Consider the following 14,291-nt stretch of genomic DNA (forward strand, 5'->3'; position numbering starts at 1 on the left):
CAAATATCGAACGTTTTTGGGCAATTTCTTTCCTACATTCCCATCCAAGCTAGGGGATCAGACAAAGCTTGCCGCTATGACTGCTATACGCGATATTTTATGAAGCAAAATAATGGCTAATCAACACCCTTAAGATTAAAGTTTTTGCAAAGGAGGGCTATCCATGTTTACGACGCGAAAACAGTACGAACCGTACGTCAGTCCGTTCGATCCGTGCGCGCCCATTCTCGTTAAAACGTACGTCACTCCACCGAACCTTTATGTCGGATTTCAGCCACCCAATTTGCCGCAATTTCCTCTCCATGAAGCTTTAAAAAAAGGAACGCTCTGGAAAATATTTTACGATCCTTATTACAGCCCATATGAAATGGCGAATAAAGGTGATGGGCAATGAAGCAAATGCCGAAAGAATATTATGAACTTCTCGAAAAGCTGCAAGCCGTCGATTTTGCGCTTGTTGAATTAACCCTCTACCTCGATACCCATCCGAATGATTACCAAGCGATTCAGCAATTCAATCAGCTCGCTCAACAGCGAAAGCATTTAAAAAAACAATATGAAACCGCCTACGGACCGCTTCAGCAGTATGGAAACAGCTACTCAAACTACCCATGGAATTGGAATGACACACCGTGGCCGTGGCAAGTATGAACGATGAGATTAAGGGGGAACCGGCATGTGGATTTATGAAAAAAAGCTGCAATATCCGGTGCGTGTCAGCACGTGCAATCCAAAACTCGCTAAGTACTTAATTGAACAATACGGCGGCGCAGACGGGGAGCTAGCGGCCGCACTCCGCTATTTAAATCAGCGCTATTCCATCCCCGATAAAGTCATCGGATTATTGACCGACATCGGCACCGAAGAACTAGCACATTTAGAAATGATCGCAACAATGGTGTATAAACTGACGAAGGACGCGACTCCTGAGCAGTTGAAAGAAGCTGGATTGGATGCCCATTATGTCAACCACGACCGCGCTCTCTTTTATCACAATGCCGCTGGCGTGCCTTGGACAGCGACCTACATTCAAGCAAAAGGCGATCCAATCGCCGATTTATATGAAGATATCGCCGCTGAGGAAAAAGCAAGAGCGACGTATCAATGGATTATCAATATGAGCGACGACCCTGATTTGAATGACGGGCTTCGTTTTCTGCGCGAACGCGAAATCATCCATGCCCAGCGGTTCCGCGAAGCAGTAGAAATTTTAAAAGAGGAGCGCGACCGGAAAAAGTTTTTTTAGCGCTGAAAATAGCTGAATGGTGCCGCTCATTCAGCTATTTTCATAAAATAAATTAATGTCGTATTTCTCCTTCAGCACTTGAAACCATTTGTGCCGTTCGTTCCACTCCGTTTCATCCCGCCACAAATCCGAACTCTTTTGGATGATTTCACAACGAAGCGCATGGAACTCCTCCTCTGCTTTATCGCATTTGCCCTGATAAAACAAGATGCCCCAATACGCCGTAAACAAAAGAAGTAACATATACAAATGCTCTAAGCGGCCTAAAAATGCCGCAATTACTGAAGCGGCTGTACCGTTTGGAACGACGATCTTCCAGAAAATATAACTAAAGAAAGAAACGAACCCAACAAATGTTACTATTTTTAACGTTTTCACTTTCTTTTCCAACCGTTCCCATTTTTCTTTTTTCTCAATAACTCCAAGCAACATTTGCTTTGTTACCTCGTCTTTAATGCCCGAAAGCCATTCATTCACAGCGTCCGTTCCCCTTTGATTTATATCTTTGTTTCCAGCATATGTACAAGCACGGGTCATTAGAACAAAAAAAAGAGACGTGTTCCGCCTCTTTATTTTGAACGCTCGATCTCCGGTATTTGCAATATTTGTCCTTTATGGAGCTGCGATGTTTTCAAATGGTTCCATTTTTTTATAATTTCCATTCCTTTTTCTGTGTTGTAGTAGTGCATGGCAATGCTGAAAAGCGTTTCGTTCTCTTTGACAACATGAGTCGTTACTTGCGGGGTATTTTCCTTTTTATCAGCTTCGTCAGCCGGCGAATCGGCTTGAGGTTCTTCTTTCACATCATGCGGCGCTGTTTTTTTATAGTTTGCTATATCAATCGGCTCATAGCTTCCGCTTTTTTGTACTGTCACGACTACCGGCTTATCGTTCATGTAATAAATGCTTAAAATAGAAATCGGAAGAAGAATAAAAAATAATGCCAACAATCGAATAAGCGGATACTTAATCTTCCATTTCGTTTTCTTTTTCGCTTGCTTTTGCTTATGCACTTCGCTGCGCGGTGGAAGCGACAGCGCATCGACGTTGTTCCCCGTTTCCTTTTGCTTGAAATGCCCCACCTGTTTGCGCAACTCTTCTGCTTGATCACGAACGTCTTTCAATCTGACTCACCTCAATCGTCTTGATGCCTCGTCTGAAGGTAATCGAGGCGAATGCGGACAGCCAACACAAAGTCGATGAGAAAATGGGCAAAGATAGTCACCCAAAGGCTTCCTGTCCAATCATACAAATAGCCGAGGAAAAAGCTTAACAGCACTACCGTTGCAAACAATAGCCATTTCGCTAAATAACGAAAGTGCAGCACCGCAAAAATAGCACTGGCAATCCACAGCCCAAAATGCGTCTGGATCACGCCGCGAAACAACAGCTCTTCACTGAAGGCAATCAAGGCGCACAATAACAATAAATGCGGAATGGAACGTTTTTGGAATATTTTCTCGTTAATACCGCCGTCATCATACCATTCTTGCGGCACATAGCGCATCAACAAAAAATCAAACACCAGCACGGCGAGCGCTCCGCCGCCTCCATACCGGATCACCGTCGCTGCATCGAAATGCCAAATCTTTTGAAACGAAAGTTTGTCAAAAAGAAACACCCCGGCGCAGCCAGAAGCGGCTAATAATAAAAATTGCGTAATATATAGATGAAGCAACACTTCGCGATCATTCATCGCTTGAATTTGCTCAGTCTGCCTTCTCATCCAACTTCCCCGCTTTAAAAAACATTCTTTTCAGTTCTTCTCTCCAACTATGAAATGTCCATGCTGCCTCATCATCTGACTGTAGCTGTTTTCTGTAATTTTCGAGCGTCAATCCGCATACATCGCAACAGGCTACCGGCTTTTCCGAAAGTCGCTGATGAAAATAGGAAACGATTTGTTCACGTCGGCATAATGAACGAAATAACCACGCGCGCATCTCGTTCAGCTTATTTCGCTTCCACTCTCTTCTTTCTTCAATCATTTGGAGCATATTCGCCTGCATATGTTCAAGCCCACGCAAACTAGAACGTTCTTTTTCAAATATATATGAGAGCATGCGCCATTGCGTCTCACTTAATCCTAACATTGAAGGAAGCAGCTGCGCGGCCGATGATTCAGCGGTATGCGAAAACGCCATATGCTCGATAAACAGCTGAATTTGCTCTTTTGTCGGCAACTCCGTCTCTATTAGAGATTGTACCATGTCCTCATCGCCGTGGGTATATAATAAAATGGCAATACTGTTTTTCCCATCGCGTCCAGCTCGTCCAATCTCTTGCACATACGCCTCCATTTGTCCCGGCATATGAAAATGAATGACATAGCGAATGTTTCCTTTATTAACTCCCATGCCAAAAGCATTCGTGCAGCAAACGAGCTGAAGCTGATCACGCAAAAACTGCTGCTGGACGAGCATGCGCTGTTCTGCATCCATTCCGCCATGATAATACGCTGTTTTATCGATTCCCTCCGCCTGCAGTTTGCGAGCGAGCACTTCCGCCCATTGTCGGCTTGATACGTAAATAACCCCGGGACCTTGCAGTGTTTTAACGTAATGGATGAGCCGCTCTATTTTTTCCTCCACTGACATTACACATTCAACTTTAATGGCGATGTTGGGCCGGTCAACAGGATAAATATGGCGGCGCACGTTCGTAAGCCCAAGCGTTGCAACAATGTCATCAATTACTTCAGGTGGCGCCGTAGCCGTCAAAGCCAAGCAAGGAGGGGTTCCAAGCTTCTTGCGAATATCGCCAAGCTTTAAAAAGTCCGGGCGAAAATCATGTCCCCATTGGGAAATACAGTGCGCTTCATCAACAACAAACAAAGAAACGCCCGCTTTCTTGAGCGCGGCAAACCATTTTGGCGATTGCAATATTTCCGGAGACGCATAAATAAAACGAAACCGCCGCAAATCCGCAAGCGCCGCCTGTCTAACGTCGTTTGCCAAAAAGCTATTGAGCGCGATCACCCTTTTTTCTCCACGCGTTCTCAACTGCTGCACTTGATCTTCCATGAGCGACACAAGCGGCGAAACGATAAGAACGCTGCCGCGAAGCACGTAACCGGGCAGTTGGTAACAAAGCGATTTTCCTCCCCCCGTCGGCAGCATCGCCAATACGTCGCGCCCTTTTATTACATCTTCGACAATTTCTTTCTGGCCAAGCCGAAATGAACGATAACCAAACGTCTTCTCTAGAAGCTGTTCAAGATGCACTGTTCTCCCCTTCCTTTGCCAAAACGAGGCGAATTTCAAAATAACTGACGTGTTCGCCGACCGCCTCGCGAATTTTTTTTAACTGCTTCGTGCCAAGCCTCTTTGTTGCGGCAACTACCTTTTCTATCGTCTCCGCATCGATCAATGGTTCAATCGAAAATTCAGGAACGTTCGCCGCAATTTCAACAACATGGTCTTCGATCGTGCTCCGTTTTAACCCGCGAATGCGCGCAACCTCTTCGATCGTTTTTCCTTTGCGCAGCCATTCATACGTTTTATGCGCCGACTTCGTTAATGATAGAGGGGAAACAAGATCTTTGACCAATTCATGCAAAATGGGAAACGATGTCGCCTCGCGTTCTGCACGCTCCATAATGTAATGCAACGCATCGTGAAACATGAATTGAACGTAAAGAGGATCGGTTTGAAAAAACACGGCCAGTTGCTCGTTCGTCCAGCCGATCCGTTCAAAACTCGTCAGACGCAACGTCACAATCGTTGCCTTCTCCTCAGAAAGCGAAGAACAAAGGGCATAAAGCTCTTCGTAAAGGGCCTTTGCTAGTTCTGCGATCGGCCGCTTTTGCGAAAGCAAATACCGCTTCACCCATATAAAAGTCGCCTCATGCCGATGAATCGGCTCAAACGAGCGCTGGTGAACCAAGTTAGAAATCGTCTGCACCACTAAAGATAGCCGATACCAAAACAACGTCTCGGTCGAATGATATAAAAAGCCGTTCATATGCTGCAAAAAATGCGCGGACGGAAGCTGTTGCTCTAGCTCCCTTCTTCCTGCATCCGTTAATATGTACGACCGCTCTCCATGAGGCGCAATCCATCGCTGCTTTAAAAGCTCACGAGCGGCCTGCTCAATTTCATACATCGATACGTCTTTGCATATACCAAATACACGCTCAAGCCGAAACCATTTGCTATCTTGCAGCGTCTGCGCCGACTTTTTCCCCGAGAGCAGATGGAAAACGGCCGACAATGAACGTTCGCCATTAAATCGTTGCAAGCAAAATAAAAGAAGAAAATGCAATACATTGTTCACATTGATCGCCTCTTGCATACATATACAATGATTTTACCAAAATTTTAGCCCTGTTTGAACGCGTATATCGCCATGCCTTGTTGTGAAAGCTATTCTCACTTGAGTTTTATATTGAAAAGTTAGGAAAAGCGCTTTATTATAGGGATAGGAATGTGTTTTTATTTTTACATATGCGCGGCAACGACCAGCGCAAATTGAATTGGGGAGGTTTTTTTATGCCAAAGTATACAATCGTCGACAAAGAAACATGCATCGCCTGTGGAGCTTGCGGTGCGGCTGCTCCGGACATTTACGACTACGATGATGAAGGAATTGCATACGTAACGCTTGATGACAACCAAGGGATCGTTGAAATTCCTGATATTTTAATCGACGACATGATGGATGCGTTCGAAGGCTGCCCGACAGACTCAATTAAAGTCGCTGACGAGCCATTTGACGGCGATCCAAACAAATTTGAATAAAAAATCCCCCTCTTGTTTCGGCAAGGGGGATTTTTTATTTCACTTATTTGCCACCATCAATACATCTCATCGTTCACTTGTAACTTTTATAGGCGCTCCCGCTCTGAAGCTGTCGTTTCGTTTCTGCGTCAATAACAGCATACTTCCAATATTCTTCATTTTTTGTTTGAACAAAAGAAGCAAAAAAATATACTTGCCGTTTGGGATGAACAAAAGGAGAAAGCTTCTGTTTTGATTGGCCGAAATATCTTCCTGTTTTCTTTTCAAAAACCATAAGAGCATCAGGTACTTTTTTGTAAGAGATTTTTTGTCGAACACTGTAAGTAGCATCCGCAAATTCTTTATACTCGCCGTTTTTCAATTGTTGATAAAACTCGTCGGCACTCATAAACGACCGCTCTTGATTAGCCGCATATTCAAACTGTTGCGCCGCTGCTGGAATAGCGAAAATGGCCAATAGGCAGAACGAAATGACTAAAGTAATGAGCCTCTTCATCGTATTCACCTCCCATTTTTCAGTATGTTTTCACGCTCCTAAATAACCATTCGTGGTATTTTTTATATATTGCTTTTGAAGATCACAAGGGAAAATTGGTTTTTACACCTCTGCAACAAAATCTCGAACAATCAATGCTTACACTGTTGCTACATTTTGCTGCTCTGTTTTATAATTAAGGCGCATACATAGAAGAAGGAGGAAATGATTGTGGCTTTTGAAAACAAAGTAGTAGAAGCGTTTATCGAAATTCCGACAGGCAGCCAAAACAAATACGAGTTTGATAAAGAGCGCGGCATCTTTAAGCTCGATCGCGTTTTGTTCTCGCCAATGTTTTATCCAGCAGAGTACGGCTATTTAGAAAATACGCTTGCTCTTGATGGCGACCCGCTTGACATTTTAGTCATCACAACGAATCCGACATTCCCTGGCTGCGTGATCGACACTCGCGTCATCGGCTATCTCAACATGGTTGACAGCGGCGAAGAAGATGCAAAATTGATCGGCGTTCCTGTTGAAGACCCTCGCTTCGACGAAGTGCGCAGCATCGAAGACCTTCCGCAGCATAAATTAAAAGAAATCGCTCACTTCTTCGAGCGCTACAAAGATTTGCAAGGAAAACGCACCGAAATCGGCACATGGGAAGGTCCGGAAGCGGCTGCGAAACTCATCGACGAGTGCATCGCTCGTTACAACGAAACAAAAAACAAATAAGTCTAAAAAACCAAGCGACGTTCGTTCGCTTGGTTTTCTTTTTAGGCAAATTCCGAACGTTTTATATAAAAACGCTTACATTTGTATGACTTCTTCCAATTGCATTGACAGACTACCACTCCTGTGATAAATTATCAGAAATTTAAAATTGTTGTTCCAGAAAGGAGTGCACCACCTTGTTCCGCATTTTAGTGTCTGATTCTATTAGCGAGGAAGGATTAGCCCCTCTCCGAAAATCCGAACATATTGAAATTGTGCAAAAAAAGGTTGATGAAGTAGAAGACCGCCTGCATGAGTTCGATGCGTTGCTCGTGCGCAGCGCTACGAAAGTCACGGAAGAGCTGTTTGCCAAAATGCCGAACTTAAAAATTGTCGGCCGCGCAGGCGTCGGCGTCGACAACATCGATGTCGATGCGGCAACACGACACGGTGTCGTCGTCATTAACGCGCCAAACGGCAATACGATTTCCACTGCTGAGCATACGTTCGCGATGATGGCCGCGCTCGTCCGCCATATTCCGCAAGCGCACGTGTCTGTCAAATCGCGCGAATGGAACCGCTCCGCTTTCGTCGGCGCCGAGTTATATGGCAAACATTTAGGAATTATCGGCTTTGGCCGCATCGGCTCGGAAGTGGCGAAACGGGCGCGCGCGTTCGGCATGAAAGTGCATGTGTACGACCCGTTCTTAACAAAAGAACGCGCAGAAAAACTCGGCGTTTCGATTTGTACCCTCGATGAAGTGCTCGCTCTTTCTGACATCATTACGGTACATACGCCGCTTACTAAGGAAACAAAAGGTCTACTTGGCGAGAAAAATCTTGCGAAAACGAAAAAAGGGGTGTACCTCCTTAACTGCGCCCGCGGGGGCATTATTGACGAGCAGGCGCTCATAACATTTTTAGAAAATGGCCATGTCGCCGGCGTCGCTCTTGACGTATTCGAACAGGAACCACCGGGCGATCACCCGCTTCTTGCCTTTGACAACGTCATTGTCACACCGCATCTTGGAGCATCCACCATCGAAGCCCAGCTTAACGTCGCTACACAAGTCGCAGAAGAAGTGCTGCAATTTTTAGAAGGAAAACCTGTCACATCCTCGATTAACTTGCCAACGTTGTCTAAAGATTTGTACGAAAAAATTCAATCATTCTACAATCTTGCGAAAAAGATGGGCGCCGTCGCCTCTCAATATATGAATATACCGGTACAAGAGGTCGCAGTAACATATGCGGGCACCGTCGCCGATTTAGAAACAACGTACATTACAAGAAGCTTGCTCGCGGGCTTTCTGAAACCGCGCGTCGCTTCCACCGTCAACGAGGTCAACGCCGCCATGGTGGCGAAAGAACGCGGCATTACGTTCGGGGAAAAATTTTCGGGCGAGACGCACGGCTATGCGAACTGCATTTCTTTGACGGTTTACGGCGAAAACAAAACGTTCACCATTAAAGGGACGCACATTCCGAACTACGGAGACCGCATCGTCCACTTTGACGGCTTCTCCATCGATTTTGCTCCGGAGGGACATCTCCTTTATATTCAACATCAAGACAAACCGGGCATGATCGGCAAAGTCGGAAACGTGCTAGGAAGCCATCACGTCAACATCGCGACGATGCAAGTCGGACGCCAACAGGCAGGCGGAAAAGCAATTATGATGCTTTCGCTCGACAAGCCGCTCGACGATGAGTTGCTAGAAACGCTCGTTGGCATTGAAGACATCGAAATTGCTAAAAAAATTGAAGTATAGCAGAATAATAGAAAAGGAGAACGGTGAGTCCCGTTCTCCTTCTTCACTCTTGACTCGTTATCGTTCCTTGGTGAAAAAATAGTTGCCATCTTCCGTCGACTCGCTTCCAAATCGAACTGCGCAACGTGCGCTGTCCCCTTGTTTCATCGTGGATGCGATATGTCGCCAACGCCACTCCATCTGCTAAAGGGTGTATCGCAAAATCGGAAATCGTCATGTGCCGTACCGAAAGCCCGCCGCCCTCGACACAATCTTGTTTGTACCATACGTTCCCGGAGCTGCCGAATTCAAAAAAATCGTCGGCCAACAGCGCATCTAGCTCCCTCGGCGATGTGCGGACATCCGGCTCTAATAGCCGCCGCTCCAGTTCGTATAAATGTTGCTTTAACCCCTCCTTATTCTCCATGCTGCTTTCCCCCTTTTCAATTTTCACTGCGATTCTTTCTGTAAGCTGCACACCCGTTTTCTTTCAGAAAAAAACCAGAGCCGCTATAACAAAAAGGGCGAAACCATCGCTGATTTCGCCCCGCAAAACGGACCGCTCCCCTTCTTTCTCACCCTTAGGCAAACGCATTTTAAAAGATTTCTAGACACTATGAAACTCTAAATTTTTTACCTTAACGTTACCGCCTTTCGTTCACCTTTATTGAACGTCATAAGCTCCGTATACCCTACTTCTTTGGCAAGCGCAATCGCCTTATCGTAGTCAGCTCCGACATGCTCCGGCACATGGGCGTCCGATGAGAGCACAATCGGAATGCCTTTGTCGTAGCACATTTGCAGCAGCCGCTTGTCGGGATACAGCTCTCCTACCGGCTTCCGTAACCCTGCGGTGCTGATTTCGACGCACGTTTTTGAATTGGCGAGAGCGGTTGTCGCCCGGTCATATTGCTCAAGTAAAAACTCTTCATCTTCTGGAACGTATTTAAAAATTTTGACCAAATCTAGATGGCCGATAATATCGAATAAATTCGATTCAGCCAATGTTACAACCTGGTCAAAATACTTGCGATATGTATCATATAAATCGCGACGTTCCCACTCTTTTCGATATTCCGCTAAATCGATGCCAAAATCATCGACCCAATGAATCGAACCGATGACGTAGTCAAAATCATAAGCATGAATAAACGCTGCCATTTCCGCATGCTTTCCTGGTGTGTAATCCATTTCGATCGACATTTTGACATCAATTCCCGCATCCCACGCTTCATGAAACAGGCGGACATAATCGGCCATATCATAATATCTCCGCTCTTCGACCCACGGATTAGAAAGAATGTCTTTCGTTTGGTAGAAATGGTACGCATGTTCCGAAATGCCAAAGTGCTGAATCCCTTTCCGCGCTGCTTCATCGGTAAATTGCTTCAAATAGTCAAGCGTCAATGTTCCCCTTTCCAAATGGTTGTGATAATCCGTTAGCATCTGAAACGCCCCCTACCATGTTTTCCTCATTATATCCGATGCAAAAGCAGGAGGACAATCATTTTCTTGAATTTTCAAAATGCTAGTTAGATAGCCCGATTAAAAACAACAGGCGAATGCACACAACCATCCCCGCCACCGCAAGAAGCCGCTTCATCACATCTTCCATGATTTCGTTCCTCCCTCTCGTGATATCGACCATATATGTATTATGTAAAAAAGGGAACAATTAGAACGGTGTTTGATTCATTTTTACAAAATTGTAATAAAGCCGTCATCTATGAACCTTCCCCACCTACACTTCCCTTAGAGGTGGGAGACTTCTCGGTAAATGTGTTAAATGACGGCTTCGATTAGGTTAGTTCACCGGCATCGGGTTCGGCGCAATCGGCACAGGAATAGTTTTTCCAAACGAGTACGGCCCGATTTGTTTAACATTTCCGCCTGTAAACATGACAGATCGGAAGCCAAATTCTTTTGCGGCCAATAAGATCGCTTCAAGCATCCATTGGGAATCGCTCGAACCGTCGAACGCTGAATTAGCAGCAAATTTGACAGCAAGCTGCCCATCATGCTTTTGAACAGCTGCGATGCGCACACGCTTGGAAATCGAAGGGCGAAGTATGTCGCTTTTCACGTTTTGCATGCTTTTGAAAGCAGCTTCGATCGTCGCAAATGTTTCTTTTGACGGAACGAGAAACGGCGGATGCGCGTCGTCAAGCTGATAAAAATAGTACGCTCGCTTTTTACGCGAAACTTTCAGCGCTTCTAAATGTCCAATGTGCGATAACTTCACTCCTTTTCTGCCACCGGTAAAAAATTGTATGCTTGTTCCGCCTAATGAGCGCACCGTTTCCTCCACGCTTGCAAGAAGCATCGCCTCGCTAGCAGCTCCCCCAGAAAAAACAGGATGTGCCCTTCCTATGCGAACAATCCAACCGCTTGGATGTGTCGAGGACGGCGAAATGTGTATATGGTCAAACCAATGAGTATCTAACCCCCATTGTTCTGGCAGCTGAGTCTTCGCTGTTTCTATCTGCTGCTCGCGCGACCCTTCCTGTTTCGAAACAGCAATGCTGACAGGGATCACCACTTGCAAGCTTTTGTCTGGAAGCCCAAAAACGATTACCTTTCCTTTCTGAACGATACGCGAAGAAACGGCACTTTCGTTTTCTGCTTTCATCATTAGCGATTGTTTTTGTTGCGGCGTCGATTTCGCTATATCCATTGATTTCGCCATTTCCATCCTGTTTTCTTTGCTTTTTTTCACTGGCGCCAGCGAAGATGAATAGATCGATGCGCCAATGATGATCAATAAACAAGCCGCAGCCACTGATACGAACGCTGGAACGATGCGCGTTTTTCTCCCTTCTTGTTTTTCTCTTCGCTTCATTTGGCGGTATATTTCTTCTTTGGAGCGGCGGTCGTTTACCATGGGCATTTGCTTTAGCACCGACTGTATTTCATCCTCATTCCATTGGAACTTTCTCATGCTGCCATCCTCCCTTCGCTGCTTCTTCCTCCATTTGCTGTTTCAGCCGTTTTAACGCCCGATGCTGTGTCGTTTTTACTTTGCTTTCCGTCCAGCCGAGCGCTTCCGCAGTCTCCGCTACCGACAACCCTTGAATAAAGCGGAGCACTACGACAAGCCGTTGATCAACTGAACATTGTCCAAGGCAGCGATACATCATCTGAATTTCCTCTTTTTGCATCGCGACTTCCTCAGGTAACGGATACGGGTCATGAAGCGGCTTCGTCGACCAATCAAATGTGTCCATGATTTTTTGGCGCCAAGTTCTTTGTTTGCGAAAAAAATCGATAGCTACGTGGCGCGCGATGGATAAAAGCCAAGTCTTTTCGCTGCTCCTCCCCTCAAATCGCCCGTATGAATGCAATACTTTTATATATACTTCCTGAACAAGATCTTCCGCTTGTTCGCGATTTCGCACCATATAAAATAAAAACTGGAATAAATCACGGTGATATTTCTCATATAGTTCATCAAAAGCGGAATCCATTCCTTCTCCTCCCGTTCTACTGCATTGGTCGCTAAAAAAGCACTGTTCGTTACAGTGTCCATCTTAGAAATTTTACACTAAAAAAGGAAGAATATGACGTGATATTCTTCCTTTTTTATTTCTTTATTTCAATAGGAAAAAAGTAGTCGCCGGTACAACGGCGAATTTCCTTCTGGGCTTGCGGATGAAAGCTAATTAATAGCGAGGTGGCCGGCCCTGACGAAACATGCAGCGGCAAAGGAGAAGCAAACGGCGCCGCTTCCATTCTATTATCCTCAAACAATTGTTGAAGTTCGTAGGCAATTCCTTTTGAACCGATTGGAACAAGCTCAAAAATTCCTTCTATCGATAATAGTCGGCGAAATAGCGAAAGCGGTAACGCTCGATCGTGGCGCTTTAACACATCATCGCCCACAAGCGGTTCGCCGATGACCGCAAACTGGGCATCTTTCGGAGTGATGGCCATCCGCTTTCGTTTTGTCCGCACTTTCCCGATCACCGTCACGCCCAAGGCTGATTGCAGCGTTGGAAAATTGGATTCGCTGCTTCCGACAAGCGGCAATGTGAACTGAAGTTCGGATAACGCTTGGCGCACGCCCGCACAAAGCGCATTCCACGCCTCGTCACCATTAAAGTTTTGCAAAACAACCGCAATCGGCTCCGCGCCGACGCACATCGCCTCCATCAACGCTACACGCGCGGCAAAATACGCCACCGTTTCATACGGGGCACAAACTATATCGGCTTCTTTCAATCCGATCGCGGCAGAGCCATCCGCCGCAATGACAAGCTCTTCGTTCTCGCCAAGCGGCAAAAACAGCACATCACGCATCGTTTATCTTCCTTTGCTTAAATATTCCAAGCCTTAAAAGCGCTGACACAACGACAAACGAGGCGGCAACGTTCGCTATCGTTCCGGCGGCGAGCGGCGGGAAAAGCGCGATAACAAATGCGCTCCCCATCACAAAAATAAACGGAAGCGGCGCAAGAAAAGTGTTGCCGATAAAAAAGAAAAAGTACGCCGTCTTTCTCCAGCCGAGCTGAAACAATAAACTGAAACTATATACGAGCACTCCCATTTCCAACGCGATGAACCAGTGGAGCGGCCCTAATTGAAAACCGCCAAGCCATGCCGAAGAAAGGTGGCCAACCGCGGCAACGAGCGCTCCTTCCTTTCGTCCCAACAACGCCCCGGCCACAAGTGCTGGCGTGCTGTCTAACGCAATGCTCCCGATATGCGTTGGAAGCTTTAAAAGCGAGCCAAGTACTGACAAGCTGACGAATAGCGCCACAGCTGCCAATCGCTTCGTGTCCCTTATCATTGCTCCTCCTTATCGCGAAACACGATGGCGCTCCGTTCATATTCGATATCGCTTACCCCTAAACGCGCATTAATGACGCGCGCCACTGCAAAAAAGTAATCAGACAAACGGTTGACGTACTGCAACACGATCTCATTAATCGGCTCTGCTTTGCTAAGCGATACGATGCAGCGCTCCGCCCTTCTTGCCACCGTCCGCGCCACATGGATCGCTGATGCCGCTTTCGAACCGCCTGGCAAAATAAATTTTTCTAATGGCGGTGCTTGTTTAATATATTCATCAATTCGCTCTTCCAAAAATGTTACCATCTCCGCCGTCACTTTGTATGGGAGTTTTCCGTTCACAATCGCTAAGTCGCCGCCGCAATCAAACAGTTCGTGCTGAATTTTTTGCAGTTCCGCATAAATATCTTGAAATTTCTCTCCTTCAAGCCAAGCCATCGCCTGACCGACAAACGAATTGACCTCATCGAGCGTTCCGTACGCTTCGACACGCAAATGATCTTTATCGACGCGTCCCCCTATTAAACTCGTTTTCCCTTTGTCTCCCGTTCTCGTATACAATTTCATCATAAATTCCT

General features: G+C 46.0%; 19 protein-coding genes. 6 read left to right on the plus strand and 13 right to left on the minus strand.

Going from position 1 to position 14,291, the window contains the following annotated elements; genetic code table 11:
* The first annotated feature begins 163 nt into the window (after window positions 1-163).
* The 3 genes from N667_RS0105425 to N667_RS0105435 are packed head-to-tail and all read left to right on the plus strand — an operon-like array spanning window position 164 to window position 1,246.
* Window positions 164-394: a spore coat associated protein CotJA gene (locus tag N667_RS0105425; RefSeq protein ID WP_027408620.1), complete on the plus strand. Its 231-nt coding sequence runs from the start codon at window positions 164-166 to the stop codon at window positions 392-394.
* The gene (locus N667_RS0105430) at window positions 391-651 is read left to right on the plus strand and encodes a spore coat protein CotJB (protein ID WP_027408621.1); all 261 of its coding nucleotides are present in this window, start codon (window positions 391-393) and stop codon (window positions 649-651) included. Before N667_RS0105425 ends, N667_RS0105430 begins: the two co-directional genes overlap by 4 nt.
* Before the next feature lie 25 nt (window positions 652-676).
* Complete coding sequence (locus N667_RS0105435) at window positions 677-1,246, plus strand: manganese catalase family protein (RefSeq protein ID WP_027408622.1); 570 nt, start codon at window positions 677-679, stop codon at window positions 1,244-1,246.
* Between the two features lie 30 nt (window positions 1,247-1,276).
* Here N667_RS0105435 and N667_RS0105440 read toward each other — a convergent pair whose 3' ends face one another.
* The 5 genes from N667_RS0105440 to N667_RS0105460 all read right to left on the minus strand — a co-directional run bounded on the left by N667_RS0105440 (window position 1,277) and on the right by N667_RS0105460 (window position 5,521).
* Window positions 1,277-1,723: a DUF2663 family protein gene (locus N667_RS0105440; protein ID WP_027408623.1), complete on the minus strand. Its 447-nt coding sequence runs from the start codon at window positions 1,721-1,723 to the stop codon at window positions 1,277-1,279.
* A 92-nt stretch (window positions 1,724-1,815) separates the two neighbouring features.
* Entirely contained in the window at window positions 1,816-2,370 is a 555-nt protein-coding gene (locus N667_RS0105445) for a LysM peptidoglycan-binding domain-containing protein (protein ID WP_027408624.1), read from the minus strand.
* Window positions 2,371-2,381: 11 nt separating this feature from the next.
* A complete protein-coding gene (locus tag N667_RS0105450; RefSeq protein ID WP_027408625.1) occupies window positions 2,382-2,972 on the minus strand; it encodes a CPBP family intramembrane glutamic endopeptidase in 591 nt (196 codons plus the stop codon).
* Complete coding sequence (locus N667_RS0105455; protein WP_027408626.1) at window positions 2,956-4,470, minus strand: RecQ family ATP-dependent DNA helicase; 1,515 nt, start codon at window positions 4,468-4,470, stop codon at window positions 2,956-2,958. Before N667_RS0105455 ends, N667_RS0105450 begins: the two co-directional genes overlap by 17 nt.
* The gene (locus N667_RS0105460) at window positions 4,460-5,521 is read right to left on the minus strand and encodes a helix-turn-helix domain-containing protein (RefSeq protein WP_035098088.1); all 1,062 of its coding nucleotides are present in this window, start codon (window positions 5,519-5,521) and stop codon (window positions 4,460-4,462) included. The genes N667_RS0105455 and N667_RS0105460 overlap by 11 nt, the downstream gene beginning before the upstream one ends.
* Before the next feature lie 215 nt (window positions 5,522-5,736).
* Between N667_RS0105460 and N667_RS0105465 the strand changes: the two genes are divergently transcribed.
* Window positions 5,737-5,985 carry a ferredoxin gene (locus N667_RS0105465; protein WP_027408628.1) on the plus strand — a complete coding sequence of 83 codons (249 nt, stop codon included), beginning with the start codon at window positions 5,737-5,739 and terminating at the stop codon, window positions 5,983-5,985.
* Between the two features lie 73 nt (window positions 5,986-6,058).
* Here N667_RS0105465 and N667_RS0105470 read toward each other — a convergent pair whose 3' ends face one another.
* Entirely contained in the window at window positions 6,059-6,481 is a 423-nt protein-coding gene (locus N667_RS0105470; RefSeq protein ID WP_027408629.1) for a hypothetical protein, read from the minus strand.
* A 210-nt stretch (window positions 6,482-6,691) separates the two neighbouring features.
* Here N667_RS0105470 and N667_RS0105475 point away from each other — a divergent pair, with 210 nt between their 5' ends.
* The gene (locus N667_RS0105475) at window positions 6,692-7,195 is read left to right on the plus strand and encodes an inorganic diphosphatase (protein WP_027408630.1); all 504 of its coding nucleotides are present in this window, start codon (window positions 6,692-6,694) and stop codon (window positions 7,193-7,195) included.
* Window positions 7,196-7,371: 176 nt separating this feature from the next.
* Window positions 7,372-8,946, plus strand: a complete 1,575-nt coding sequence (serA, locus tag N667_RS0105480; protein ID WP_027408631.1) for a phosphoglycerate dehydrogenase — start codon at window positions 7,372-7,374, stop codon at window positions 8,944-8,946.
* A 43-nt stretch (window positions 8,947-8,989) separates the two neighbouring features.
* Here serA and N667_RS0105485 read toward each other — a convergent pair whose 3' ends face one another.
* The 7 genes from N667_RS0105485 to N667_RS0105520 all read right to left on the minus strand — a co-directional run bounded on the left by N667_RS0105485 (window position 8,990) and on the right by N667_RS0105520 (window position 14,280).
* The gene (locus N667_RS0105485; RefSeq protein WP_027408632.1) at window positions 8,990-9,352 is read right to left on the minus strand and encodes a DUF4440 domain-containing protein; all 363 of its coding nucleotides are present in this window, start codon (window positions 9,350-9,352) and stop codon (window positions 8,990-8,992) included.
* A gap of 206 nt (window positions 9,353-9,558) precedes the next feature.
* Complete coding sequence (locus tag N667_RS0105490; protein WP_027408633.1) at window positions 9,559-10,371, minus strand: histidinol-phosphatase; 813 nt, start codon at window positions 10,369-10,371, stop codon at window positions 9,559-9,561.
* A 358-nt stretch (window positions 10,372-10,729) separates the two neighbouring features.
* A complete protein-coding gene (locus N667_RS0105500) occupies window positions 10,730-11,863 on the minus strand; it encodes a hypothetical protein (RefSeq protein WP_027408634.1) in 1,134 nt (377 codons plus the stop codon).
* Window positions 11,841-12,389: an RNA polymerase sigma factor SigX gene (sigX, locus tag N667_RS0105505; RefSeq protein ID WP_027408635.1), complete on the minus strand. Its 549-nt coding sequence runs from the start codon at window positions 12,387-12,389 to the stop codon at window positions 11,841-11,843. Before sigX ends, N667_RS0105500 begins: the two co-directional genes overlap by 23 nt.
* 115 nt (window positions 12,390-12,504) lie before the next feature.
* Complete coding sequence (locus N667_RS0105510) at window positions 12,505-13,221, minus strand: AIR synthase related protein (protein ID WP_027408636.1); 717 nt, start codon at window positions 13,219-13,221, stop codon at window positions 12,505-12,507.
* Window positions 13,214-13,711, minus strand: a complete 498-nt coding sequence (locus N667_RS0105515; protein WP_027408637.1) for an ECF transporter S component — start codon at window positions 13,709-13,711, stop codon at window positions 13,214-13,216. The genes N667_RS0105510 and N667_RS0105515 overlap by 8 nt, the downstream gene beginning before the upstream one ends.
* On the minus strand, window positions 13,708-14,280 hold the full coding sequence (locus N667_RS0105520; RefSeq protein ID WP_027408638.1) for a cob(I)yrinic acid a,c-diamide adenosyltransferase: 573 nt from the start codon (window positions 14,278-14,280) through the stop codon (window positions 13,708-13,710). Before N667_RS0105520 ends, N667_RS0105515 begins: the two co-directional genes overlap by 4 nt.
* Between the last annotated feature and the right edge of the window lie 11 nt (window positions 14,281-14,291).

This window comes from Anoxybacillus tepidamans PS2 (genome assembly GCF_000620165.1).
GTDB classification, from domain to species: Bacteria; Bacillota; Bacilli; order Bacillales; family Anoxybacillaceae; genus Anoxybacteroides; species Anoxybacteroides tepidamans_A.

What these genes read in the sequence shown, in the direction of transcription:
- N667_RS0105425 (WP_027408620.1), top strand. Translation starts at nt 164, where the DNA reads ATGTTTACGACGCGAAAACAGTACGAACCGTACGTCAGTCCGTTCGAT.
- N667_RS0105430 (WP_027408621.1), top strand. Translation starts at nt 391, where the DNA reads ATGAAGCAAATGCCGAAAGAATATTATGAACTTCTCGAAAAGCTGCAA.
- N667_RS0105435 (WP_027408622.1), top strand. Translation starts at nt 677, where the DNA reads ATGTGGATTTATGAAAAAAAGCTGCAATATCCGGTGCGTGTCAGCACG.
- N667_RS0105450 (WP_027408625.1), bottom strand. Translation starts at nt 2,972, where the DNA reads ATGAGAAGGCAGACTGAGCAAATTCAAGCGATGAATGATCGCGAAGTG.
- N667_RS0105465 (WP_027408628.1), top strand. Translation starts at nt 5,737, where the DNA reads ATGCCAAAGTATACAATCGTCGACAAAGAAACATGCATCGCCTGTGGA.
- N667_RS0105470 (WP_027408629.1), bottom strand. Translation starts at nt 6,481, where the DNA reads ATGAAGAGGCTCATTACTTTAGTCATTTCGTTCTGCCTATTGGCCATT.
- N667_RS0105485 (WP_027408632.1), bottom strand. Translation starts at nt 9,352, where the DNA reads ATGGAGAATAAGGAGGGGTTAAAGCAACATTTATACGAACTGGAGCGG.
- N667_RS0105490 (WP_027408633.1), bottom strand. Translation starts at nt 10,371, where the DNA reads ATGCTAACGGATTATCACAACCATTTGGAAAGGGGAACATTGACGCTT.
- N667_RS0105500 (WP_027408634.1), bottom strand. Translation starts at nt 11,863, where the DNA reads ATGAGAAAGTTCCAATGGAATGAGGATGAAATACAGTCGGTGCTAAAG.
- sigX (WP_027408635.1), bottom strand. Translation starts at nt 12,389, where the DNA reads ATGGATTCCGCTTTTGATGAACTATATGAGAAATATCACCGTGATTTA.
- N667_RS0105510 (WP_027408636.1), bottom strand. Translation starts at nt 13,221, where the DNA reads ATGCGTGATGTGCTGTTTTTGCCGCTTGGCGAGAACGAAGAGCTTGTC.
- N667_RS0105515 (WP_027408637.1), bottom strand. Translation starts at nt 13,711, where the DNA reads ATGATAAGGGACACGAAGCGATTGGCAGCTGTGGCGCTATTCGTCAGC.
- N667_RS0105520 (WP_027408638.1), bottom strand. Translation starts at nt 14,280, where the DNA reads ATGAAATTGTATACGAGAACGGGAGACAAAGGGAAAACGAGTTTAATA.